Origin of the sequence: Serratia sp. 2723, assembly GCF_050434425.1 — a bacterium.
Lineage (GTDB): Bacteria > Pseudomonadota > Gammaproteobacteria > Enterobacterales > Enterobacteriaceae > Chania.
In genome coordinates this window covers 201,610-224,953 of sequence record NZ_JBNDIN010000003.1, presented here as the reverse complement: position 1 = coordinate 224,953, position 23,344 = coordinate 201,610, and the positions used below count along the sequence as shown (strand labels likewise).

At 53.6% G+C, this 23,344-nt stretch carries 24 protein-coding genes and 1 other annotated feature; of the genes, 9 read left to right on the top strand and 15 right to left on the bottom strand.

Going from position 1 to position 23,344, the window contains the following annotated elements; all coding sequences use genetic code 11:
• Window positions 1-270: 270 nt before the first annotated feature.
• On the top strand, window positions 271-648 hold the full coding sequence (gene gspS / locus ABIE29_RS06015) for a type II secretion system pilot lipoprotein GspS (RefSeq protein WP_429617257.1): 378 nt from the start codon (window positions 271-273) through the stop codon (window positions 646-648).
• Between the two features lie 55 nt (window positions 649-703).
• Here the strand turns inward: gspS and ABIE29_RS06010 are convergent, their stop codons facing one another.
• The 15 genes from ABIE29_RS06010 to ABIE29_RS05940 all read right to left on the bottom strand — a co-directional run bounded on the left by ABIE29_RS06010 (window position 704) and on the right by ABIE29_RS05940 (window position 13,372).
• Entirely contained in the window at window positions 704-1,531 is an 828-nt protein-coding gene (locus ABIE29_RS06010) for a prepilin peptidase (protein ID WP_429617256.1), read from the bottom strand.
• Window positions 1,532-1,548: 17 nt separating this feature from the next.
• Window positions 1,549-1,995, bottom strand: coding sequence for a type II secretion system protein GspM (gene gspM / locus ABIE29_RS06005; RefSeq protein WP_429617255.1), 447 nt, complete (start codon window positions 1,993-1,995; stop codon window positions 1,549-1,551).
• Window positions 1,992-3,092 (bottom strand): type II secretion system protein GspL, encoded by a 1,101-nt coding sequence (gene gspL / locus ABIE29_RS06000; RefSeq protein ID WP_429617254.1) that lies wholly within the window; start codon window positions 3,090-3,092, stop codon window positions 1,992-1,994. The genes gspM and gspL overlap by 4 nt, the downstream gene beginning before the upstream one ends.
• Window positions 3,092-4,048, bottom strand: a complete 957-nt coding sequence (gene gspK, locus ABIE29_RS05995; protein ID WP_429617253.1) for a type II secretion system minor pseudopilin GspK — start codon at window positions 4,046-4,048, stop codon at window positions 3,092-3,094. The genes gspL and gspK overlap by 1 nt, the downstream gene beginning before the upstream one ends.
• Window positions 4,045-4,653 carry a type II secretion system minor pseudopilin GspJ gene (gene gspJ, locus ABIE29_RS05990; RefSeq protein WP_429617252.1) on the bottom strand — a complete coding sequence of 203 codons (609 nt, stop codon included), beginning with the start codon at window positions 4,651-4,653 and terminating at the stop codon, window positions 4,045-4,047. Before gspJ ends, gspK begins: the two co-directional genes overlap by 4 nt.
• Window positions 4,641-5,006: a type II secretion system minor pseudopilin GspI gene (gene gspI / locus ABIE29_RS05985; RefSeq protein WP_429617251.1), complete on the bottom strand. Its 366-nt coding sequence runs from the start codon at window positions 5,004-5,006 to the stop codon at window positions 4,641-4,643. Before gspI ends, gspJ begins: the two co-directional genes overlap by 13 nt.
• Window positions 4,996-5,499 carry a pilus assembly FimT family protein gene (locus tag ABIE29_RS05980; protein ID WP_429617250.1) on the bottom strand — a complete coding sequence of 168 codons (504 nt, stop codon included), beginning with the start codon at window positions 5,497-5,499 and terminating at the stop codon, window positions 4,996-4,998. The genes gspI and ABIE29_RS05980 overlap by 11 nt, the downstream gene beginning before the upstream one ends.
• Window positions 5,483-5,926, bottom strand: a complete 444-nt coding sequence (gene gspG / locus ABIE29_RS05975; RefSeq protein ID WP_429617249.1) for a type II secretion system major pseudopilin GspG — start codon at window positions 5,924-5,926, stop codon at window positions 5,483-5,485. The genes ABIE29_RS05980 and gspG overlap by 17 nt, the downstream gene beginning before the upstream one ends.
• 15 nt (window positions 5,927-5,941) lie before the next feature.
• The gene (gspF, locus tag ABIE29_RS05970) at window positions 5,942-7,156 is read right to left on the bottom strand and encodes a type II secretion system inner membrane protein GspF (protein WP_429617248.1); all 1,215 of its coding nucleotides are present in this window, start codon (window positions 7,154-7,156) and stop codon (window positions 5,942-5,944) included.
• Window positions 7,143-8,627, bottom strand: coding sequence for a type II secretion system ATPase GspE (gspE, locus tag ABIE29_RS05965; protein ID WP_429617247.1), 1,485 nt, complete (start codon window positions 8,625-8,627; stop codon window positions 7,143-7,145). Before gspE ends, gspF begins: the two co-directional genes overlap by 14 nt.
• Entirely contained in the window at window positions 8,624-10,549 is a 1,926-nt protein-coding gene (gene gspD / locus ABIE29_RS05960) for a type II secretion system secretin GspD (protein WP_429617246.1), read from the bottom strand. The genes gspE and gspD overlap by 4 nt, the downstream gene beginning before the upstream one ends.
• Before the next feature lie 61 nt (window positions 10,550-10,610).
• Window positions 10,611-11,150 carry a type II secretion system protein N gene (locus tag ABIE29_RS05955; RefSeq protein ID WP_429617245.1) on the bottom strand — a complete coding sequence of 180 codons (540 nt, stop codon included), beginning with the start codon at window positions 11,148-11,150 and terminating at the stop codon, window positions 10,611-10,613.
• 36 nt (window positions 11,151-11,186) lie between these two features.
• On the bottom strand, window positions 11,187-11,660 hold the full coding sequence (locus ABIE29_RS05950; RefSeq protein WP_429617244.1) for a winged helix-turn-helix domain-containing protein: 474 nt from the start codon (window positions 11,658-11,660) through the stop codon (window positions 11,187-11,189).
• A gap of 435 nt (window positions 11,661-12,095) precedes the next feature.
• The gene (locus ABIE29_RS05945; RefSeq protein ID WP_429617243.1) at window positions 12,096-12,587 is read right to left on the bottom strand and encodes a hypothetical protein; all 492 of its coding nucleotides are present in this window, start codon (window positions 12,585-12,587) and stop codon (window positions 12,096-12,098) included.
• Entirely contained in the window at window positions 12,572-13,372 is an 801-nt protein-coding gene (locus ABIE29_RS05940) for a winged helix-turn-helix domain-containing protein (RefSeq protein ID WP_429617242.1), read from the bottom strand. The genes ABIE29_RS05945 and ABIE29_RS05940 overlap by 16 nt, the downstream gene beginning before the upstream one ends.
• Window positions 13,373-13,798: 426 nt before the next feature.
• On the opposite strand from ABIE29_RS05940, the gene dnaX reads away from it, so the two are divergent.
• The 8 genes from dnaX (at window position 13,799) to hemH (ending at window position 23,244) form a co-directional block, all read left to right on the top strand.
• A complete protein-coding gene (gene dnaX, locus ABIE29_RS05935) occupies window positions 13,799-15,751 on the top strand; it encodes a DNA polymerase III subunit gamma/tau (protein ID WP_429617241.1) in 1,953 nt (650 codons plus the stop codon).
• Window positions 15,084-15,148, top strand: a sequence feature (DnaX frameshifting element). Its footprint overlaps the gene before it by 65 nt.
• Before the next feature lie 40 nt (window positions 15,752-15,791).
• Complete coding sequence (locus tag ABIE29_RS05930) at window positions 15,792-16,121, top strand: YbaB/EbfC family nucleoid-associated protein (RefSeq protein WP_021180123.1); 330 nt, start codon at window positions 15,792-15,794, stop codon at window positions 16,119-16,121.
• Complete coding sequence (recR, locus tag ABIE29_RS05925; RefSeq protein ID WP_024484410.1) at window positions 16,121-16,726, top strand: recombination mediator RecR; 606 nt, start codon at window positions 16,121-16,123, stop codon at window positions 16,724-16,726. Before ABIE29_RS05930 ends, recR begins: the two co-directional genes overlap by 1 nt.
• Before the next feature lie 141 nt (window positions 16,727-16,867).
• A complete protein-coding gene (gene htpG / locus ABIE29_RS05920; RefSeq protein WP_429617240.1) occupies window positions 16,868-18,733 on the top strand; it encodes a molecular chaperone HtpG in 1,866 nt (621 codons plus the stop codon).
• A gap of 247 nt (window positions 18,734-18,980) precedes the next feature.
• Window positions 18,981-19,625: an adenylate kinase gene (gene adk / locus ABIE29_RS05915; RefSeq protein WP_429617239.1), complete on the top strand. Its 645-nt coding sequence runs from the start codon at window positions 18,981-18,983 to the stop codon at window positions 19,623-19,625.
• Between the two features lie 112 nt (window positions 19,626-19,737).
• On the top strand, window positions 19,738-20,871 hold the full coding sequence (locus ABIE29_RS05910) for a sugar diacid recognition domain-containing protein (RefSeq protein WP_429617238.1): 1,134 nt from the start codon (window positions 19,738-19,740) through the stop codon (window positions 20,869-20,871).
• Window positions 20,872-21,006: 135 nt separating this feature from the next.
• Window positions 21,007-22,155 carry a glycerate kinase gene (locus tag ABIE29_RS05905; protein ID WP_429617237.1) on the top strand — a complete coding sequence of 383 codons (1,149 nt, stop codon included), beginning with the start codon at window positions 21,007-21,009 and terminating at the stop codon, window positions 22,153-22,155.
• 126 nt (window positions 22,156-22,281) lie between these two features.
• A complete protein-coding gene (hemH, locus tag ABIE29_RS05900; protein WP_429617236.1) occupies window positions 22,282-23,244 on the top strand; it encodes a ferrochelatase in 963 nt (320 codons plus the stop codon).
• Window positions 23,245-23,344 lie beyond the last annotated feature (100 nt).

Here is a 23,344-nt window from a genome sequence, read left to right as displayed (position 1 = left end):
TATCCGAAAAAATTAAATTGGTATAATTAAAAGGATGATATAAAGATATTCCTTTTGGTATCGGAGTGTACTCCTTGATCTCCTTGAAAACATGTTAGCGATTTTTTTTGACCCGGCATCTTATAATCGATTAAATTAAGTGTTTTTAATCTTACATGGCGTTCATTAAGGTGGTTATCTAATGACATTTAAGAAGATAACAATGTTATAATTTAACGGTAAACCTTAAAATAGTCGCCTTGCTATCTAATGACAAACGATGAAATCAATATGAAAAAATACATACTCCCTCTGCTGTTGAGTACGAATTTATTGACTGGCTGTTCACTCTCGGCTTCAGGGCAAAATGCGTCTTTGGCACAGCCACAGCAGGTAGAGCAACTCGCCACGCTGGTGGCCTCAAGCGGTTTTTTAAGAGACCACTGCCAACGCAGTGATGTGCCGGCAAAGGCGAAGCTGATAACGGCCGCGTATTCACAGGCTAAGAGCAAAGGATGGGTATTGAACGGTGCGGCAGAGCAACAGCTTGCGGCACGAGCCAAAAGTATTTTAACGGATCTGAATCGGGATGGGACGCCGCTGGCGGAGAAATGTGCCTACTTTAACCAGCAGTTGGCACCGTTTATCGAGCTGGCACGCCGTCAGTAATGTCAGCGCGAGCGCCTCAATGGCATTTGTCATTGAGGCGCTCGGCCTGGGGTAATCAGCTAATCAGGCTGACAATCATCATCCAGAACCCCGCCACCGCCAGCCCAGGGCCAAAAGGCAATGGCCGTAACCAAACCCGTTGTGTATTGCGCCAATAAGGGAGTTGGGTCAATAGCGTCGTACAGGCCGCAATCAGCAACATTTCCGGCAGCCGTGGCCAGCCAAACCAGGCACCCAGCGCTGCCAGCAGTTTAAAATCACCGTAACCCAATCCTTCCCGAGCTGTGAGTAATTTTCCGCCCCAAAAGATTAGCCATAGCGTCATATATCCAGCGATGGCACCAACAATGGCTGTTGGAAGAAAATCGCGAGCGTGGAGACAATGCCAAATCAAACCGAGCCATAATAACGGATAGGTCAACGCATCGGGTAATAATTGGCAATCAAAGTCGATCGTTGCCAGCATGATTAATAATGCAGTAAAAGTTAACAGCAATAACCAATGGCTACCTGGCGGGAAATAATAGGCCAGGGTGACGGCTGCTAACATTATAGCCATTTCGATCATCGGGTAGCGCCAGGAAATCAACGATCGGCAATACCGGCAACGCCTGCGCAATATAATCCAGCTGACCAAGGGGATATTGTCATAAAAGGCAATTGGTGTTTTACACTCTGTACAGTGTGAACGCGGTAAGAACAGATTGAAGTGCGTTTTGCTATTAACCTCAGCCTGCGGGGAAAATTGGCTGGCATAGTGAGTCTCTTGTTGCTGTAACATCAGTGGCAAACGGTAAATAATCACATTTAACAAACTGCCGATGCACAGGCCAAACAGGCCGGCCAGCATAGGCCAGACGAGAATATTGAGTTCAAATAACATTCTGGATATTGTTAACCTCAATGTGAAAACAGGCGCTGCAAACGCAACGCATCAACGTGGATCGTTCCCGGTGCCGGGAGGGCGGTCACTTTTAAAGTTTGTACTCTGATAGCGTGTTCACGCTGTAATTCGGCCAGCCAGATAATCAGCCGGTCGAAAGGCATTGGGGCCAAGGTCAGGTTGATCTCATCCTCCTCGGGCTCCATAGATATCAGGGTAAGTTGATGGCGTAGCGCAGATTGTTCAATCACCGTTGTTAGCGGCAGCGAGAGGCTTTCCACGCTGGGTTGGGCCAATTGTAGGCGAGCCAGACGTTGTGCATGGTGTTGCAGCTCGAGGAGATCGGCTGCGGCCTGCCGTGCCTGAGCCAGTTGGTAGCAATAACTTACCAGTAGGCCAAGCCCTAATAAGGCGACGAAGGCCCAGGTTAGCTTTTTACCCTTTGTCTGGAGTAGCGGGATCATGGGTTTTCCTTCACGGTGAGTATTGCTGAGTTTTCCCCGGCGATGGGCTGCAGTGAAACCTGATTGCCTTGCTCATTGATGCGGCTGAAGGGTTGGGCTGCGGTGACGTTGAGAGTGATCGACAGTTCGGCATTATCGCCATCAAATTTCAGCCGCTGGAGGCTGTTTTGATACTGTGCAGGTAGCGCCTGGCGCAGCTGTTGTGCCAGCTCGAAAAACTGCGGCTGCTGCTGTTGGTGCCGCAGGATTTTTATCCGATTTTTTATCGCCTCCAATGGTTTTACAGGTGTTTTTTCACCGGGAAAAAGCCGAGCCTGGGTTTGCCCCATCTGCTGATGCAGGGTCTTTGTCAGCTCATATTGATGAAAACACCCCATCGCTAATGCGCTCAGGACCAGCACCAGGCCAGCGTTCAACGCCCAATAACGCCAGGCGCCAGAAGTTCGCCATTGAGCGCTGGGGGTAAATTCCCCTTTGAGTAAGGTGGTATCGTTATCCACTTCATTGACGGCGCACTGCCATAGGGTTGAGGTATCGGTAACGGCCTGGTTTTGGTCGCCGACATCAAGCTGTGGCAATGACCAATGTTGGGGCAGGCAATAGCCAGACCACTTGCCGATTCGCCACAACGCATACTGGCGGAGAACCTGCCGTGTAGGTTGCCCTGTGTAGGGGAAAGCCAGCACGTCCGGCAGCAATACGCTGGGCCGAATACCCAGTGAGGCCAGTAACGCCAGCCAGTTTTGCATGTCCGTGCGGCGATAACCGGCTAATGCATAGTTTGCTCCCTCGTGCCCCAGGATCACCCAATGCAGCGCCTCTACCTCCTCAAGTAGTTCATCTTCACACTGAAATGCCAGCGTCTGAGCCGTGGCTAGCCGAGAGGAACCGTGGAATTGTGCGGTGCGTAACACCACTTGCTGCCCAGGAACCAGAACGATGGCAGGGGTCTCAAGAACTTCCTCCGGTAGGCTTTCCCCTTCGAACAACTCGCCCTGCCGCTGACAATCGTCCTTTGCCAGGCTGCCCCAGCACCAAAGGATCGGTTCCTGCGATCCTCCCAGTGACAGTATCAGCCGCTTGGTTTCCATGCTCATTACTGCTCCCTTCCATATCTTAACTGACGTTCGATCACGCTTATTTTTTTCCGTTGATAACGCAAAAAACTCTGTAATTGGTAGCCGCTCCTGTCACTTTCTGTGGTCAGACGGACGTAAAAGTAGTGACTACGGGTGGCCAGCAGCTTTTCACCCTCCAGCGGGGGAAGGTGCAACGAGCGCAAGGTTTGCTGAAAGGCGGGATCGCTGACATTTTTCCAGCCGTTAAAGGGCCGGGATGCCAGCAACTGCTGTAACGCATTCTGCGAGGCTTTGTTGAGAAAGAGTGCCTGCAATAGCGGTAGCTGTTCATAGCCTAAGGTATTGATATTAATCTGCGGATTTTGCTCCGGTAATGCGCAAAGCACTGGGGAGAGCCGCAAAAAACGTTCGCGTCCAACGCCCGGCATTGGGCGAAGTTCGGAAATGTCACTGAATGCCAGTGAGCCCGGGGCTAATCGCGTCTTGATGCTGTCGCTTAGCTGTCGTGCTTCCACTTCGCTAAAGCCAAGATTGGTCAATAAGGCGTTGAAGACCTGATGAGCGATATCGGCCCTGAAAACGGGGGGCGGGCTGTCTTCGGTAGGCGGGAATGGTTTTTCTGCCGTTTGATCAACAGAAGGAACGCGATAGTTCAAGCTATTGATATTAAAACAGGCCTGAGCATCACTGAAGGTAATGGCAATATTGCCGCCTTCGGTACGTAGCGATTGGCCGGGTTTGGCCCAGCGTTGACCAAGATGAACCTCAGGTTCGCTTTGCAGACTCTCCATCAACCATTGGCGGGCAAAGGTTTCGCCCCCTAACAGATCCCATTTGGCCTGAATACGCGACTGTTGGTTGAGGGTACGGTTAAACGCCGAGTACCAGAATTGGTTGATACCTACGGCTATTGTTGCCATCAAGGCCAGTAACAGCATCACCATCAGCAGTGCCATCCCTTTTTCTCGCTTCATAACGCCTGCTCTGCCAGTAAGATAATGCGGCGCAGGCTGCCATATTTCGGTAATTCAACGGTGACTTCGATAGCCTGTGGTAACACGGCGCTGGCATACCATCCGTCCTGCCAGGCACCGGTCTGCGAGAATCGTAGCTGAAAACGCTCAACCCCCTGGAGTACTGGCACAATCCGCGCCTGAGAGAGAGGAGCTTCGGGAGTGGGGAAACTCAACCGCTCCAACTGGCCAGCCCTCAGACGGTACTTCACGCGTTCTAGCGAAGAACGAGCGATCATCGCCCCAGGATTTGCCCAGTGGCGATGTACCAGTTCAATTTCATCCGACGTGCCTTTCACCACGATGAAATCGGCCAGATTTGGGCGAGATTCATCGGCGGCTGGCCGCACCGTGGCCTGGCTGATATCCCGCTCCATCAGCGCCAGGGCCAATTGAATTTGCGTCATCTCTTGGGTTTTTTCCTGCACCCGTTGGTTAGTTTGCAAAATGCTGCGCAAAATTTGCGTTGCCATCAGTGAAAGCAGCGCAAATATGGCGATAGCCAGCATCATTTCAATCAGCGTGAATCCCTTTTGCCGCTGGCGGGGGAGGGTTATTTCATCCATGTGCGAACCTGTACCGTTGAGCGTGTGAATGCGGGGTCATCGGTGACCTCTATATCCACGGCATAAACTTGGGGATCGGTGGTTTGCAGGCTGCGATAGCGCCAGAACCAATCACGATCGACCATTTTCTCACCGCCTTGTTGCCACAGCAGCGAAGGGCGTCTGCCGTTGAGAGTCAGTATGGCCAGTTGGTTATCGGCCACCCAGCCCGCGACGATCTTCTTGTCTAACTCAGTCAGGCTACGAATTTGCTGGCTGGTAGTGCGGATCACGGTCATGCAGCCGATGGCAAACACTACCAAAGCCACCAAAACTTCCAGCAGGGTCATGCCTCGCTGTGTTTTACTTTTCATCGCACTGCACCTCATCGCGTTGAAAGGTCATAAATCCGTTGGCGGTGAAGCGTTGGCGACAGCCGCCTTGTAACAGACTTAAGGTAAATATGCTGGTTTCACCGCCTGGATAGATCCAGAGCTGAGGTTCGGTTTGGGATGTCAGCCCTGTTGGCAGGGAAATGGGCTGTTGCTCAATCTGGAGCGCAATGTCCATCCGCTCTGGCAAGGTGAAGGACGGCTGCTGAACCTGGTGCCAACGATTGCCGCGATGGATCATCATGCGCCAGCCGTTGCGCGCCAGGGCCAGTCCGTACAACGCCTCTTGCTGTATGGCCTGTTCCTGCGCATGGTGTAACGTGGCCATCAGCGTTGTCGCCGGACGAGTGAAGGGGTTCCGGTCGGCGGACAGACGGCCAAACGCCAACGTACCGGTGATGCCGATCAACACCACGACCAGCATCATTTCCAGTAGTGTGAATCCTCTGTGACGGCGATTAGCTCGAGGTGTCATTGCTGATGTCGTCTTCAGTGTCGAACTCGCCGTCCTGACCAGCGGAAACAATCTCTATCTTGCTCATTTTGCCAGGATTCCGCAGTTGGTAATCGTTGCCCCAGGGATCCTGTGGCAGGCGACGCAAATAGCCTTCTTCAGGATAATTGCGTGGCGTCGGCGGGGTTGTCGGCTTGTCAACCAGGGCTGCCAATCCCTGTTGATTATTGGGATAACGGCCATTATCCAGCCGGTACATATCCAGCGCATTTTCCAGCGCGACAATATCGCTCACGGCCTTTTGTCTGTCGGCTTTATCTTTATTACCCATCAGGTTCGGCACGATAAAGCTGGCCAGTAAGCCGAGGATGACGATCACCACCATGATTTCCAGCAGGGTAAAGCCACGCTGTTGAGCCTGTCGTGGTGAAGTGGGGGTTGAATACATTGTGTTCTCCATGAGTTAACCAATCAGACTGTTGAGTTGAAGGATGGGTTGCAGTATCGCCAGGATGATGAACAGCACGACGCTGGCCATACTCACGACAAGCAGTGGCTCAAACAGGCTCAATGCCATGGTGATCCGCTGGTTAAGTGCATCCTGCTGCATATCGGCGGCGCGTTTTAACATAGTGTCCAGTTCACCACTGCGCTCACCAGAGGCGATCATGTGGCGCATCATCGGTGAAAACAGCGCGGTATTTTCCAACGTTTGATACAACGACTCGCCTTCCCGCACGCGTACCATGGCGTTGAGAAGCTGCTCGCGTGCATATTCGTTAGCCAGCACCGAAGCGCTGATTTTCATGCTGTCGATTAAGGGCACCGCGCTGGCGTTCAAGATGCTGAGCGTGTGGGCATAGCGTGCGGTATTGAGCGTGAGAAACAGTGGCCCGAGCACGGGGATTTTCAGCAAGCGTCGGTCCCAGGCCAGTCGCAGATGCGGCTGCTTCAGCAACTGCCTGCCTCCCAGCAAGGCTGTAACGACGATCAGTAACAGGGGGAGTCCCCACTGCCGTAAAAAGTCACTACAGGCAATCAGGATGCGGGTGGTGATCGGCAAAGCCTGCTTCATATGGATAAACTGTTCGATCACCTTGGGTACCACGGCAGTCAATAGCAGGCTGACCACGGCAATCGCCACCAGCGTCAAGACCACCGGGTAGGTCATGGCCTGGGTCATTTTGCTTTTGATTTTTTGCCGCTGCTCCACGTGGTCGGCCAACTGGGTGAGGATCAGGGGCAACTGACCGGTCGCTTCGCCTGCGGCCACCATGGCGCAGAACAGGCGGTCAAACACGGCGGGATACTGGCTCAGCGTTTGCGCCAGCGGGAACCCTTCCAACACCCGGCTGCGGATCTGCATGATCAAGGCCGCGACCGATTTCTTTTCCGATTGCCGTGCCACCGCGAGTAACACCTCTTCCAGCGGCAGGGCAGCGGCAATAAGGGTGGCTAACTGACGGATGACTAAAGCCAAATCGCCACTGCTGAGGCGTAGCCGCTTATCGTTGGTGTGAAAACGTGCCAGCAAACTCTGCCGAGCCGGGGCGATGTCCAGCACCGTGAGTTTTTTTTCACGCAGCTGCTGGCGAGCTCGTCGCACCGATTCCGCTTCCAGCGTGCCTTTGCAGGTTTTTCCCGCGTTGTCGCAGGCGCGATAGCTAAACTTCGCCATGATTTTCTTCCCCGGTGGCGCGTAGAACCTCTTCCAGGCTGGTTTCGCCTGCCAACATTTTGCGGATGCCGTCTTGGCGCAGGGATTTGCGCTGCTCGTCCGCCAGCAGTTCAATGTTCAATTCGCTATCCCCCTGATGGATCGCTCTACGCACGGCGTCGTTGACCAGGAGCAGTTCATGAATAGCCAGGCGGCCAAGGTAACCTTGATCATGGCAGTGTTCACATCCCACGGGCCGCCAGGCGGTTGGCGAATCCTGTGGCAGCAGCTGCAATAACGAACATTGCTCATGGGTGAGGGGGTAAGGCTGTCGGCAATGGCGGCAGAGTTTGCGCAGCAGGCGTTGGGCCAGCACTCCACTCAACGAGCTGGCAAGCAGGAAGGGTTCGATCCCCATGTCACGTAAACGGGTAATGGCACCTATGGCGGTATTGGTATGCAGCGTCGATAGCACCAGATGGCCGGTGAGCGAAGCCTGTACGGCAATCTGTGCGGTTTCGCTATCCCTGATTTCGCCGATCAGTACCACATCGGGATCTTGGCGCAAGAGTGCGCGCAGACCACGGGCAAAGGTCATATCGACCTTGGGATTGACCTGCGTTTGCGAGATACCGCTGAGCTCAAACTCCACCGGATCTTCGATGGTCATGATGTTACGGCTGTCATCATTGATCTGATTGAGCAACGAATAGAGCGTGGTACTTTTGCCGGAGCCAGTCGGGCCGGTCACCAGGATAATGCCATGCGGCAGATTGATCAGACGCAGCAGTGCGAGGAGTTCCTCCTGACCCATACCCAGGTGGGGCAAGTCGAGGCTGACGCTCCCTTTATCCAGCAAGCGCATGACCACACGTTCACCATGGCTGGCAGGGATCACGGAAACCCGGACGTCGATTGCCCGGCCGCCAATTTTCAGCGTGATGCGCCCATCCTGCGGCACGCGTTTTTCAGCGATATCCAATTTCGACATCACCTTAATGCGCGATACCAATAAAGCGGCCAACTGGCGCTGCGGCGTGAGAATTTTTGTCAACACACCGTCGACACGGAAGCGGATCACCAGCTCACTTTCATAGGTTTCAATGTGGATGTCGGAGGCGCGTTGTTTAATCGCTTCGCTCAGCATGGCGTTGATCAGGCGAATGATCGGCGCATCATCTTGTTCATCCAGCAGGTCTTGCTGCTCTGGCAACTCTTCCGCCAGGGTGTAGAAATCCAGCTCGTTGCCCAGATTTTCCATCATCTTTTGCGCATCGTCGCTTTGCTGTTGGTACTTCTGCAACAGTTTCTGTTCGAATGCCGCCGCATCAAGCGGGATCAAACGGCTGGTGGCAGGCAGTAGACGAGCAAGCTCAGCCAACACCGACGGATTAACGTCATGAGCGCACCAGAGAGTCAGGCCGTCTTGCTCCTGAGACAGCACCACCCGCTGTTGGCGAGCCCAGTTGAATGGGATATGTGGCTCATTCATGGCTGTTGCTGTCCATAGAAGGCCACGAGTTGCTGTTTCGCCCGTTGGAAGGCGGCGGTGTTGGCCGAGTGAACGCTGCTCAGTTTGTCCTTCATTTCCTCTTTCAACGGCTGGTCCTGGTCATGCTCCTGTTGAAAGCTCTGGGCCTTGCGAACGCTTTCCAGGCTGTAACCGTCGGCAGAACGGATAATGGTCGGGCGGATAAACAGGATCAGGTTACGTTTGTTGTCTTTGTGGGCGCTGGAGCGGAAAAGGGCACCCAGCACCGGGATACGGCTCAAATAGGGCACGGCGCTCTGGCTTTCGGACTGTGACTTGTCCAGCAGGCCGCCGACCACCACCGTTTCACCACTTTCCACCAGCACGGCGTTATTGACGGTACGGATGTTGAAGGTAGCCCCCAGATTGTCTTTATCCACCGAGCTGTTTTCCGCCACGCTGGAGACTTCCTGCTCAATCTGCAACAGCACCGACTGGCCTTTGTTGATCTGCGGTTTGACTTTGAGTTTGATGCCAACCGTTTTGCGCGAAACGGTGTTGAAAACGTTATCGCTGTTGGTGGTTTGGGAACCGGTCAGGATCGGCACATCCTGGCCGACGCTGAATTCGGCATCCTCATTATCCAGCGTAACAATGCTTGGTGTAGCCAGAATATTATTTTGGCTGGTGCTGTTGATCGCCGTCAGCAATCCCGCCCAGTTGCCGCTGTAAAAGCCGGTCACCAGTCCGTTGGCGTTTTTGAAGACTTCGCTCATGCCGCCTTTAAAACCTGGGGCGATCTGCGCCTGGGCGTTGGCGAACTGGGTGCCGCCCGCGTATTTATTGGCCCATTGAATGCCGAAGTTAAGGCCGTCGGCATCCTGCATTTCGACGATCACCGCTTCCACCAGCACCTGCGCCCGGCGAACATCCAACTGTTCGATAACCCCTTCTAGATCGCGCATCACGTCTGGTGCCGCGCTGATAATCAGGGCGTTGGTCTGTTCGTCGGCTTTAATCACCACGTTTTTAATTACCGAAACGGCAGCCTCGGCGGCGGAAGACTGTTTTTCGTTTTGCAGACTGGCGCTGACGCCAGTCAACACTTCAACCAGGCTTTGTGCTTTGGCATATTTCAGCCGGATCACTTTGGTATTGCCCTGCGAGGCTTTTTCCTGATCCAATTGTTCGATCAAATCGCGCAGATAATCTTGCATGGCACCGTCACCGGAGACCAAAACCGTGTTGGTACGCTCATCGGCAACCACCTGGGTATTTGCCAGCGCACCGCTTTTCTGTTTGCTGTCATCGCGCAGCAGCGTACTGATAATTCTCACAATCTCAGGTGCGGACGCGTGCTCCAGAGCAATTGACTCCACCACGGTCTGATCGTCGCGATCCATTTCTTTGGCCAGTTCAACCAGGCCATTAACCACGTCGGCCCGGCCGGTGATCAGCAGCGCATTACCGCTCTCATAGTAGGCCACGTTACCTACCCCGATGCTGTCATTGAGCTGGCGCAGTAAGGGCGCAATATCCTTGGCTGCGGTATTACGCAACGGAACAATACGCATCAGCAGTTCATCACCCTGTGCGGCGGTGCTGAGTTGAGTCAACGCCGCCCTTTTTCCTTCCTTGGCAGGGATCACTTTCAGCACGTTATTAGGCATGCCGATCACGGCATAACCGTAGACATCCAGCACGTTGAGAAAGAACTGGTAGTATTCCTTGGCATCCAGTTGTTCATAGCTGCGGACGGTGACTTTTCCCTTCACCGAATCATCCAGAATAATGGTCTTCCCCAGGTTTTTACTGACGGTGTTGATAAATTCGTGGATATCCGTTCCCTTAAAATTAGCGGAGAACGTTTCTGCTCTGACGGGGGATGTCGAAGCTAAGGTGATTAAAAATAAGGCAGTAAACCAGCGCATTCCTTTATCCATTCAGTAAAGTAATCAGTAGGCCAGGTGTTAGCAATAACTTGAATTTAATTGGGTTCTATCATCAGTCTGCTAAAATCAATGCCGCATAAAATCCGTTTTCATTTATCACGACCCGGTCTGGCAGTATCCGCAGAACGGTAAATTTCCCGGCAATCCGATCGCTTATCCCGTAGCTGACCTGTTTACCGCCGCTTTCGATAATCGCCGTGCTTTTTGCCGGATTGCTGCTGATCAACACCCCTACCAGGCTATCTCTGAGCTTGGCGCGAGGAGCGGCTAGGAGCAGGGTGTCATCTGCCCCAGAGCCGTGAATATGGAAGCGTTCCTGGCTGCCTGTGGCTGATGAGGGCGTGGTGGAACCGTATAACCCGATTAGTTCCTCTTGTAGCGAGCTACTGGGGAAAGGGGAGGGAGCATTGGATCGTGGCAGGATAATCTGCTCGATATTGGTGTCTGGGGAGATCATTGTTTGCCACCCCATCCAAAGAAAGCTGCCCAGACCCAAAAGTAAGATGCCAATAGCCCCATAGGCCGAAATATCCACTTTCTGATGACAGAGAACTGACAATGTTTTATGCATTGATAATATTGAAGAAGTCATCTATAAACCTTGGAGAAATTTATCCGCCGGGGGCAATCAACATATGAATTCGTAAAGCGTGAAGCTGCTCATTACCAGAATTAGCAGGGTCCAATGGATCTGCTTTCTTTTTATTATTGATAAGATTTTTGATGCTTTTTTCGGTTTTTCCGTTAGCGCTTCAACAGGGTTGTCATCCTTATCTAAGGCTGCGAAATTAAATTTCGCACCGTGGCGCGGTATCGTTTTTAGTACGTGAGCAGGAATACCATGACGATTGAACAGGGCTCTACACTGATAGATCAGTTGATGATAGTTATTGTCAGTAATTGAAGTGTGATTATCCGGCCATACCATCTTGATGATATCCCTTTTTTTTGTTACGCCAGTGAGTAAGAGAAAGACTAATCTTCCCTGAAACTCGGTAAGCGTAATGACGATCTCGTCTTTTTTGAAAGTTATGGTGTTTTTATCTATGTCGAAATAAACGCTTTCATTTTCAAGTACTGATTCACTTTCAGCCAGTAACATTATAATACCCACTGTTAGTAATTAAATTGAAATTCATGGTAATCATCGATGCCTATAAGAAAACATATGACATAGGGCAAGTCAAATTTTCACGATATCATTGTGCTTGGTGGTTTTTCTAAAAAAATAATCATATAAAACAATGTGTTGATGTTTTTATTACTGGTAATTTTTTATGGGAACTAAGTGTTTTATAATAAATTAAATGACAATATTACCATCTTTACAAAATTATCTGTTGTAAGGATAAAATTAGCTAAATAATAGAAGTTAATACCATGTCACAGAAGCTTGAGACAGGTAGGGGCAGCAGGTTATCCGAACGTTAAGCACCAGAGTGCACAATACGAGTCTCCAGGGACTGATTCACGGAGTGTCGGCGTTCTGTATGCTCTCCCTACCCGATACGCTTTTAAGTGTGGTTATCAGGCAGAGTTACTGGGTGATATTGCAGACTTGCATGGGGGAGAACATATTGCTTAACAGCAGGTTTTTATCATCCAGCCAACTGATTTCAATATGAGTGCCGACTTTAGTGAGTAGAGTATTGAGTAGCCTGGAGGCTGCCTCATCCTCATTCTGTTCTTTAAGGTGTTGAAATGAGAACTTATAGAACATAGGCTTGGGGGTATAGCTGAAATTGTAGGTTCGCTTGAATTTGTAACGGTGGTGATTATCGGAAAGCAGGCCACCGATAATAACGACGCCTTGTTTGTTGCCAGTGAAGGCAAAATTGATTGACGCTGTCATATCAATCCCTTCCTGCGTGCCATCACTGTTTGCCAGCGTATGGCTCAAGTATAATGAAGTTTCGCAATGGATCCCTGCCAACGGATCGTCAATTTTGGACAGATAAAGGTAATACAGAGCGAAAAAAAAGCATAGCAGAGCCAGTAGCACCAGCGGTATTTTTAGTTTGATTGCCATAATGTGGTGTACTCATTCTCACAATAATAATAGTTTCCTTGCATATCGATTGAGCATTTGGCGACAAACTGATGACCGATACCCTCTGACATGTTCAACTGACGACTGGCCTGCGCCAGTATAACTTCATCCTTTATACAGCCCTCGGCCACCAGGTTGTTGGTGGCTAAAAACTTGAGGTAGCGCTGTTGATCCTCGTCCCGTATTGTATTGAGAAAATAGATCGGGCAGCTATTTATTTTGCCAATATAAATAACGCCTTGAGGCTTGTACAACTCTTGATAGCGTTTGTTGATCAGGAAACATAGCAAGCCAGCAGTGGCCAGCAGCAGGATCACCAGGTTGATATAAAGAAAAGAGGGCGCTAATGGTTTTTTCTTGGTGTGTGTCGAGAGTGGGTTGGCGGAGTGGGAGTTCAACTCTGTAGCAACCACACCGGGGGAACATGGCGTATTTTCCGTTTCGATATGGATGCTGTTGTTGAGGCGATAGCCTGTTTTGGCAACGGTAATAATAAGGCGTTCCTGAAGGCCAATAGAGACCAATGCTCTGCGGGTGACGCTGATATACTGACTTAACGTTGCGGATGCCGGGCTAAGGCCATGTTGTTGCCAAACCTGTTGCAGTAACTCTTCTCGTCGCAGACAAACCGGGCCTGCTTTGAGCAACTGATGGAGAATTTGGGCATTCAGGCTGGATAAAAACACTTCTCGGTGATTGAGCACGTTTTTCAAGCTGCCATTATCAGGATTAAAAGCTACAACCCTATTAATCAAGTAAATCATATGGTTACCTAAGAGCTGCAACGGCCTCTTAATTTAGCCCTTTCCATTTTCAATCTGCAGTAGTTGACCACAATGAATCGTTAATTCGCAGCGAATAATAACATGACGCGACTTTCAATCTCATCCGACCACTGCATGAAAAGCTAAAGTGTAGGGAGCGCTGCATGTTGCGCCCGTTGAAGCTGAAGACCTTCTGTTCCTGATAGGCCACGGCGGCCTTGATGCAAAGTTATAGGAATGACGGCGGACGTACTGTTACACTAAACTCATTGTGTATTGGTTTTCCATGGCAGGTCTGCCAGATGGTAAAAAGGTATCGGTTCAACCCCGGCACCCAGCAGGCTGGTTGCCCACATGGCAATGTCTTCGATGTTGTGATGTACTACCTGGGTTGAAATTACTCCATAAATCAGTGATGAAGTCTTAATGAGCTATCAGGTTCTTGCCCGTAAGTGGCGCCCCCAAACGTTTGCAGAGGTTGTCGGACAAGAGCATGTCCTGACGGCGCTGGCTAATGGCCTCTCTCTGGGGCGCATCCATCACGCCTATCTGTTCTCCGGCACGCGCGGCGTGGGTAAAACCACCATTGCCCGGCTGCTGGCCAAAGGTTTGAACTGCGAAACGGGCATCACCGCGACGCCCTGTGGCCAATGTGATAACTGCCGTGAGATCGAGCAGGGACGCTTTGTCGATCTGATCGAGATCGATGCCGCCTCCAGAACCAAAGTGGAAGATACTCGCGATCTGCTCGATAACGTGCAATACGCTCCGGCGCGTGGCCGTTTCAAGGTTTACCTGATCGATGAAGTGCACATGCTCTCGCGCCACAGCTTCAATGCGTTGCTGAAAACGCTGGAGGAGCCGCCTGCGCACGTCAAGTTCCTATTGGCAACGACCGATCCGCAGAAGCTGCCGGTCACTATTCTTTCCCGCTGTCTGCAATTCCATCTTAAAGCGATGGACGTGGAGCAGATCCGCGCACAGTTGGAAACCGTTTTGCTGGCAGAGCACATCACCAGCGATGCCCGCGCATTACAACTGTTGGCGCGAGCCGCCGATGGCAGTATGCGTGATGCCCTTAGCCTGGCCGACCAGGCGATTGCCATGGGGCAAGGGCAGGTGACGACCGACACCGTCAGCCAGATGCTGGGGACCTTGGATGATGAGCAGCCACTGGCCATTCTGGAAGCCTTGGTGAGTGCCGACGGCGAAAAAGTGATGGCACAGGTCGCCCAGGCGGCATCACGCGGCGTGGACTGGGAAAACCTGCTGGTGGAAACGCTGGCGCTGTTGCACCGTATTGCGATGGTACAACTGCTGCCCTCGGTGCTGGACAACCATTACGCAGCGATTGAACAACGGTTACGTGAGTTGGCGCGCACCCTGCCGCCAACGGACATACAGCTTTACTATCAAACCTTGCTGGTTGGCCGCAAAGAGCTGGCCTATGCTCCGGATCGCCGTATGGGCGTTGAGATGACCCTGCTGCGCGCACTGGCGTTTCACCCAAAAGCGGTGATCCCGGAGCCGGTGGCGATGGTGCAGATCGCGCCCGCACAGCCGCAGGGGAATACGGCGGTTGCGCCCCCTTCTCCCTATCTGGATGCGCCGCCTCCCTTAGGGCAGGCGGCGTCGCCGCAGAATACTCAGCCGACCAATTTACCGGATGCTACCGCGCAGCTACTTAAAGCGCGAACCCAGTTGCTGCGGCAACAGGGGGCATCCACAGCAAAAAAGAATGAGCCGGCGGCGCCAGGAATAGCGCGGCCGGCTAACTCGGCACTAGAGCGTTTAGCCTCGGTAACCGAACGCAGCCAGAAGCGTCAGGCCGAAAAGATCGTAACGGAAAAACCGGCCAAGCCGGAAGCCTATCGCTGGCGTGCGCTAACCGAACCTGAAGCCGCGCCGGAACCGCGGGCCACGCCAAAAGCCTTGCGCACGGCGCTCGAACATGAAAAAACGCCTGAGCTGTCGGCTAAACTGGTGGTTGAGTCCATCGAGCGCGATCCTTGGGCGGCAGAGATCGACCAGCTAAAAATACCGAAACTGGTGCAGCAACTGGCGCTAAATGCCTTTAAGCAGCAGCTGGCAGCGGACAGCATTTGTCTCCACCTGCGGTCTTCGCAGCGTCATCTGAATTCGCCTTCGGCGCAAAAGACGCTGGCGCAGGCACTCAGTGAGTTACATGGCCGTACGGTTGAACTCAGCGTGGTGGAAGACGATAATCCGGCGGAGCGGACTCCGCTGGAGTGGCGGCAAGCCATTTATGAAGAAAAACTGGCGCAGGCTCGCCAGTCCATCGTTGCGGATACCAATATTCAGACCCTGCGCCGGTTCTTCGATGCAGATCTGGATGAAGAGAGTATTCGCCCTATTTAATGCGGCGCACGGTGCGCGGCCAATGCTATGAGAGACGACTATGTTTGGTAAAGGCGGTATGGGTAACCTGATGAAGCAAGCCCAGCAAATGCAGGAAAAGATGCAGCAGATGCAGGAAGAAATTGCCAAATTGGAAGTGACTGGTGAATCCGGCGCAGGTCTGGTGAAAGTGACCATCAACGGGGCGCATAACTGCCGCCGGGTGGAAATCGACCCAAGCCTGATGGAAGACGACAAAGAGATGCTGGAAGATCTGATCGCTGCCGCTTTCAATGACGCAGCACGTCGCATCGAAGAAACCCAGAAAGAGAAGATGGCGTCGGTTTCCAGCGGGATGCAGTTGCCGCCAGGCTTTAAGATGCCGTTCTGATGCAAACCAGCCCGCTCCTTGAATCATTGATGGAGGCACTGCGCTGCCTGCCGGGCGTTGGCCCGAAGTCGGCGCAGCGTATGGCGTTCCAACTGCTGCAGCGCGATCGCAGCGGCGGGATGCGGCTGGCACAGGCGCTGACCCGTGCCATGTCGGAGATCGGCCACTGTGCCGATTGCCGTACCTTCACCGAGCAGGATACCTGCACCATCTGCAATAATGTGCGCCGCCAGCAAAACGGCCAGATTTGCGTGGTGGAGAGTCCGGCGGATATTCACGCCATCGAGCAGACCGGCCAGTTTGCCGGGCGCTACTTTGTGCTGATGGGCCATCTGTCACCGTTAGACGGCATCGGTCCTGGCGATATCGGCCTGGATCGGCTGGAGCAACGGCTGGAGAAGGAAACCATCACCGAAGTGATCCTGGCCACCAACCCGACGGTGGAAGGGGACGCCACGGCCAACTACATCGCCGAGATGTGTGGCCAATATGGCGTACTTGCCAGCCGCATTGCCCACGGAGTCCCGGTGGGTGGTGAACTGGAAATGGTGGACGGCACCACGCTGTCGCACTCCCTGGCTGGACGCCACGCGATCAAATTCTGATGATTCTGTACGGGGCGGCCCTCTGCCCCGTAATCAGTTGATAAAAAATTCCCCGCCAGCCGCTTGAAAAACCTCACAGTTAACCCCATTTAATCCCCATGTCCGATTTGGTCGTTACTGTCTTTGAGGTAATCAATGAGTATGAAAGGTCAAGAAACCCGTGGGTTCCAGTCTGAAGTCAAACAGCTGCTTCATTTGATGATCCATTCGCTGTACTCCAATAAAGAAATCTTCCTGCGTGAGCTGATCTCCAACGCCTCCGATGCGGCAGACAAGCTGCGTTTCCGTGCGCTTTCCAAGCCGGAACTGTATGAAGGTGATGGCGAACTGCGCGTGCGTCTGTCTTTCGACAAAGAGAAACGCACCCTGACGATTGCCGATAACGGCATCGGTATGAGCCGTGAAGAAGTGATCGAAAACCTGGGGACGATTGCCAAATCGGGTACCAAGGCTTTCCTGGAGTCTATCGGTTCCGACCAGGCGAAAGACAGCCAACTGATCGGTCAGTTCGGCGTAGGTTTCTACTCGGCGTTCATCGTGGCGGACAAGGTCACCGTACGTACCCGCGCGGCTGGTGCTGCGGAAGATCAAGGGGTGTACTGGGAATCTGCCGGTGAAGGTGATTACACCATCGCTGATATCAGCAAGGCCGATCGCGGCAGCGAAATTACCCTGCACCTGCGTGAAGGCGAAGACGAATACCTCGATGGCTGGCGTCTGCGCTCGGTGATTGGTAAATATTCCGATCACATTGCGTTGCCGGTAGAGATCGAAACCAAGAATGAAGAAGACGGCACCGTCACCTGGGAGAAAATCAACAAGGCGCAAGCGTTGTGGACTCGCGGTAAAGCCGACGTGACCGAAGAAGAGTACAAAGAGTTCTACAAGCACATTGCCCATGACTTTACCGATCCGCTGAGCTGGAGCCACAACCGGGTGGAAGGTAAGCAGGAGTACACCAGCCTGCTGTATATCCCGGCTCAGGCGCCGTGGGATATGTGGAATCGCGATCATAAACACGGTCTGAAGCTGTACGTTCAGCGCGTGTTTATCATGGATGACGCCGAGCAGTTCATGCCGAACTACCTGCGCTTTGTACGTGGCCTGATCGATTCCAACGATCTGCCGCTGAACGTTTCGCGTGAAATCCTGCAGGACAGCCGTGTTACCCAGAACCTGCGTGGTGCGCTGACCAAACGCGTGTTGCAGATGCTGGACAAGCTGGCGAAAGACGACGCGGAAGCCTACCAGAAGTTCTGGCAACAGTTCGGTATGGTACTGAAAGAAGGGCCAGCGGAGGACGGCGGCAACAAAGAGGCCATCGCCAAACTGCTGCGCTTTGCTTCTACGCACAATGACAGCTCGGCGCAAACCGTCTCGCTGGAAGAGTACGTTGGCCGCATGACCGAAGGCCAGGACAAGATTTACTACATCACCGCCGACAGTTATGCCGCCGCCAAGAGCAGCCCGCACCTGGAGCTGTTCCGCAAGAAAGGCATCGAAGTCCTGCTGCTGTCTGACCGCATCGACGAGTGGATGATGAGCTACCTGACCGAGTTTGACGGTAAGGTGTTCCAGTCGGTCAGCAAAGCGGATGAAGCGCTGGATAAACTGGCGGATGAAACCGAAGAGCAGAAAGAAGCCGAGAAGCAGCTGGAGCCGTTTATCGAGCGAGTCAAGACGCTGCTGGGTGAGCGCGTGAAGGACGTGCGTCTGACGCATCGCCTGACGGATACCCCGGCCATCGTCACCACCGATGCCGACGAGATGAGCACCCAGATGGCCAAACTGTTTGCCGCTGCGGGGCAGGCTGCGCCGGAAGTGAAGTATATCTTCGAGCTGAACCCGGAGCATGCGTTGGTCAAACGCGCATCCGATGTGGGCGATAACGAACAATTTGCCGAATGGATCGATCTGCTGTTGGATCAGGCCCTGCTGGCCGAGCGTGGGACGCTGGAAGATCCAAACCAGTTTATCCGCCGCATGAATAAGCTGTTGTCCGCTTAATCAGCAAAATACGCCCCAGACTCTAGGGTTTGGGGCGTAATCTCCTCTATTCCCGTTAAATTTTCTCGCTGCTTGCCTCGTTTCAGCCCGATCTTTCCGCAACCGATTTCCTCTCGCTACCTTGAGCCACCCCCCTCAGAAATGGTAAGGTTGAGTGTTTTCGAAATTTAATAAAAACTCAAACCCGATAGACTTCTGGCCGCGGCCCGAAGAATGAAGGGAAATACATAGCAAGGGGATTTACGCAATGCGTATCATTCTGCTGGGCGCTCCAGGCGCTGGTAAAGGCACTCAGGCTCAATTCATCATGGAGAAATACGGCATTCCGCAAATCTCCACGGGCGATATGTTGCGCGCAGCCGTTAAGGCCGGTTCTGAGCTGGGCAAAAAGGCGAAAGAAATCATGGACGCCGGCAAGCTGGTGACCGATGAACTGGTGATTGCGCTGGTCAAAGAGCGTATTACCCAGGAAGACTGCCGTAACGGTTTCCTGCTGGACGGTTTCCCACGCACCATTCCACAGGCCGATGCGATGAAAGATGCCGGCATTAAAGTGGATTACGTGCTGGAGTTTGACGTGCCGGACGAGCTGATCGTCGATCGTATCGTTGGCCGCCGCGTACATGCGCCATCTGGCCGCGTGTACCACATCAAATTCAATCCGCCGAAGGTGGAAGGTAAAGACGACGTCACGGGCGAAGAGCTGACCACCCGTAAAGACGATCAGGAAGAGACCGTGCGTAAGCGCCTGGTGGAATACCATCAGATGACCGCGCCGCTGGTGTCTTACTATCATAAAGAAGCCGAGGTGGGCAATACGTCCTACCACAAGATCGATGGCACCCGTAAGGTGACGGAAGTGAGCGCTGAGCTGGCGACCATTCTGGGCTAATCGGTGTCAAGGCTGTAGAAAACGCTGGGCTTGCTGTTGCTGCCCGGCGTTTTTTTTTGCCGCTTCATGGTAGGTTATCAGTGCCACCGTTTCGCTCGACAGGAAGAGCCGCATGCCCAGGCAGACAAATTTTTTGCAAGAAGCGACCGCGCGCCAGATCGTGCAACGTGCAATGAGCATCATTCACCATTCGGTCAACGTGATGGACAGCAACGGCGTCATCATTGCCTCCGGCAACCCCTCGCGCCTGTATCAGCGCCACGAGGGGGCGGTATTGGCCCTGACCGAAAACCGGGTGGTGGAGATTGATGAGGCCACGGCACAACATCTGAAGGGCGTGCAGCCCGGCATCAATCTGCCGTTCAGCTTTCGTAATCAACTGGTGGGCGCGATTGGGGTTTCCGGCGATCCGGCCCAGGTGCGAGCCTATGGCGAACTGGTGAAAATGGCGGCGGAGCTGATGGTGGAACAGGCTGCGATGCTCGATCAGCATCAGTGGGAAAAGCGTTACCGGGAAGAGCTGGCCAACCAATTGTTGCAAGGCCACAGTGAACCTGGTTCGCGCGAGGCGATGGCGGCCTATTTAGAGCTGGATCTGCAACAGCCACGCATTGTCTGGCTGCTTGAGCTGTATGAGCCGCAGCCGCAGGCACTGAGAGGCTTGCTGGCCGAGCTGGAGATCACCCAGCGTGAGGCGCTTATCACTATGACCAGCTTTAATGAACTGGTGTTGTTGCGCCCGGCCTGTATGAAACAGGGCGTGTGGGACGTGCAGCAGGAGCGCAAGCTGGCCCGGCAGCTCCAGCATGAGCTGCAGCAACGCTTTGGCCTGCGGTTGATCGTCGGGGGTTTTTACAGTGGTGATGCAGGCGTATACCGCTCCATCCAGACCGCACGGGCCGTGCAAACCATGGCGCATCGCCTCAAGTTGCTCCAGCATACGCTGTTTTATGATGACTACCCGCTGCCCTCGTTGCTGTGCGATTTGGGGGAAGATTGGCGAGCCCAGGAGCTTTCACGGCCCTGGCGGCAATTGAGCGTCCAGGATGAAAAAGGGATGCTGAGAAACACGCTGCGCCACTATTTCAATCATAATTGTGATCAAACCAAGACAGCGGCACAGCTGCATATTCATGTTAACACCCTGCGTTACCGTCTACAGCGCGTAGAAAAAACGACTGGCCTGAAGATCAATCAATTGGCGGACGTCTTGCAACTGTATATCGGTATGTTGATGCAGGATTGAATTGTGTGAATGCACAAAATATCGTTATTTTTTACCGTTTTGTTTGTGTCTATCGCTAAAGAATTTCCGTTGTTGGCAGGGTATGGTATTCACTAACCGATGCAGTGGCATCCTCTGACGATTAAGGCACTGTCGATGAACACCCTACAGAAAGTGGTAATTGCCCCCGACTCCTTTAAAGAGAGCCTGAGTGCTCAGGGTGTCGCAGAAGCGATCGAGCGTGGTTTCCGGCAAATCTACCCGCAGGCGCACTACGTCTTGCTGCCCATGGCGGATGGAGGCGAGGGCACCGTCGATGCGATGGTGGCCGCCACCGGTGGGGAGATCATCAATGTGCAGGTGAGTGGGCCGCAGGGCAAACCCACCGCAGCATTTTATGGCCTGCTGGGGGAAGGGAAAACTGCAGTTATCGAAATGGCGGCTGCGTCCGGGCTGCACCTGGTGGCGGGTGACGAACGCGATCCGTTAGTGACCACCAGCTTCGGCACCGGTGAGCTGATCCTGGCGGCACTGCAACGCGGTGTGCAGTCGATCATTCTGGGTATTGGCGGTAGTGCAACCAACGATGGTGGGGCAGGCATGATGCAGGCGCTGGGGGCCAAGCTGCTCGACCATCACCATCAGGAATTGCGGCCTGGCGGCGCTGCGTTGGCGCAGCTGGCACATATCGATCTCAGCCAGTTGGATCCCCGTTTGCAACAGGTGAAGATTACGGTAGCCTGCGACGTGGATAACCCGCTGTGTGGCGATCACGGGGCTTCAGCAATCTTCGGCCCACAAAAAGGGGCCACGCCGGAGAAGGTGCAGCAACTGGACAAGGCACTGCATCATTACGGCACGCTTCTGGAGCAGACCACTGGGCGCAAGGTGTTGCAGGTACCTGGTTCGGGGGCGGCAGGGGGCATGGGGGCGGCATTGATCGGTTTTCTGGCAGCAGAACTGCGGCCAGGCATCGAAATCGTGATCGAAACGCTGCATCTGGAGGACGCGGTACGTGATGCCGATCTGGTGATCACTGGCGAAGGGCGGCTCGACAGCCAGTCGATCCACGGCAAAACGCCAATCGGCGTTGCGCGGGTAGCCAAACGCCATCAATTACCGGTGATCGCCATTGCCGGTAGCCTGTCAAAAGATTATCAGGTGGTGCATCAACACGGCATCGACGCCGCTTTCTCGGTGATCGACCGCATCGTGACGCTGCCAGAGGCTCTGGCGGACGCGGCCCATAACCTGGAAGTCACGGCGCGCAACGTAGCCGCTGTCTGGCAATTGGCGCAAAAATAACCCCGTTCTGCCTGTTGCTGATATAGGTTCCGGTCGGGCACTTTTCCGCTACAATAGGCCGCATGAGTGGCTGTTAATACGCTGAGAAATAACAGGGTATTTGCCGGGAAGGACAAGGGGATCGGAATGAAACAAGAGAAACACGGGGTATTGCTGGTTAATCTGGGGACGCCAGATGCACCTACCCCGCAGGCGGTAAAACGCTATCTGAAAGAATTTCTCAGTGATAACCGGGTGGTGGACACTGCACCGCTGATCTGGTGGCCAATTCTTAACGGCATCATTCTGCCGATCCGTTCACCGCGTGTGGCAAAACTTTATCAATCCGTCTGGATGGACGAAGGTTCACCGTTGCTGGTCTACAGCCGCCGCCAACAGCGGGAGCTGGCGGCGCGTATGCCAAATACCCCGGTGGAACTGGGCATGAGCTACGGTTCACCGAGTCTGGCACAGGCGATCGACAGCCTATTGGCGCAGGGGGTGACCAATCTGGTGGTGTTGCCGCTGTATCCGCAATACTCGTGTTCGACCAGCGCAGCGGTCTGGGATGGTGTTGCGCGGGTGTTGAAAGGTTATCGCCGTCTGCCATCGATCGGCTTTATCCGTGACTATGCCGAGCATCCAGCGTATATCCTGGCCTTGCAGCAAAGCGTTGAGCGGGCGTTCGCCGAACACGGTAAGCCCGATCGCCTGGTGATGTCGTTCCACGGTATTCCCAAACGCTACGCCACTCTGGGCGACGATTACCCGCAACGCTGCGAGGATACCTACCGCGCGCTGGCGGCGGCCATACCGCTGGCCCCAGATCGGGTGATGATGACCTATCAATCGCGCTTTGGCCGGGAGCCTTGGCTGACGCCGTACACCGACGAAACCCTGAAGGGTCTGCCAGCGCAAGGGGTGAAGCATATCCAGCTGATTTGCCCCGGTTTTTCTGCGGATTGCCTGGAAACGCTGGAGGAGATCAAAGAGCAGAACCGCGAAATCTTCCTGGCGGCGGGAGGCGAGAAGTTTGAATATATTCCGGCACTCAATGATGACTCCGCCCATATAGATATGATGCAACAGTTAGTGGGGCTGCGGCTGTAATCAAGCCGGTTTTTCGCGGCCCGGTTGGCAAAATGCTTATGTGAAAGCGCAGCAATCAGGCAAGAATGTGCTAACATTCCTGCCTGTTCACCGCAACTCA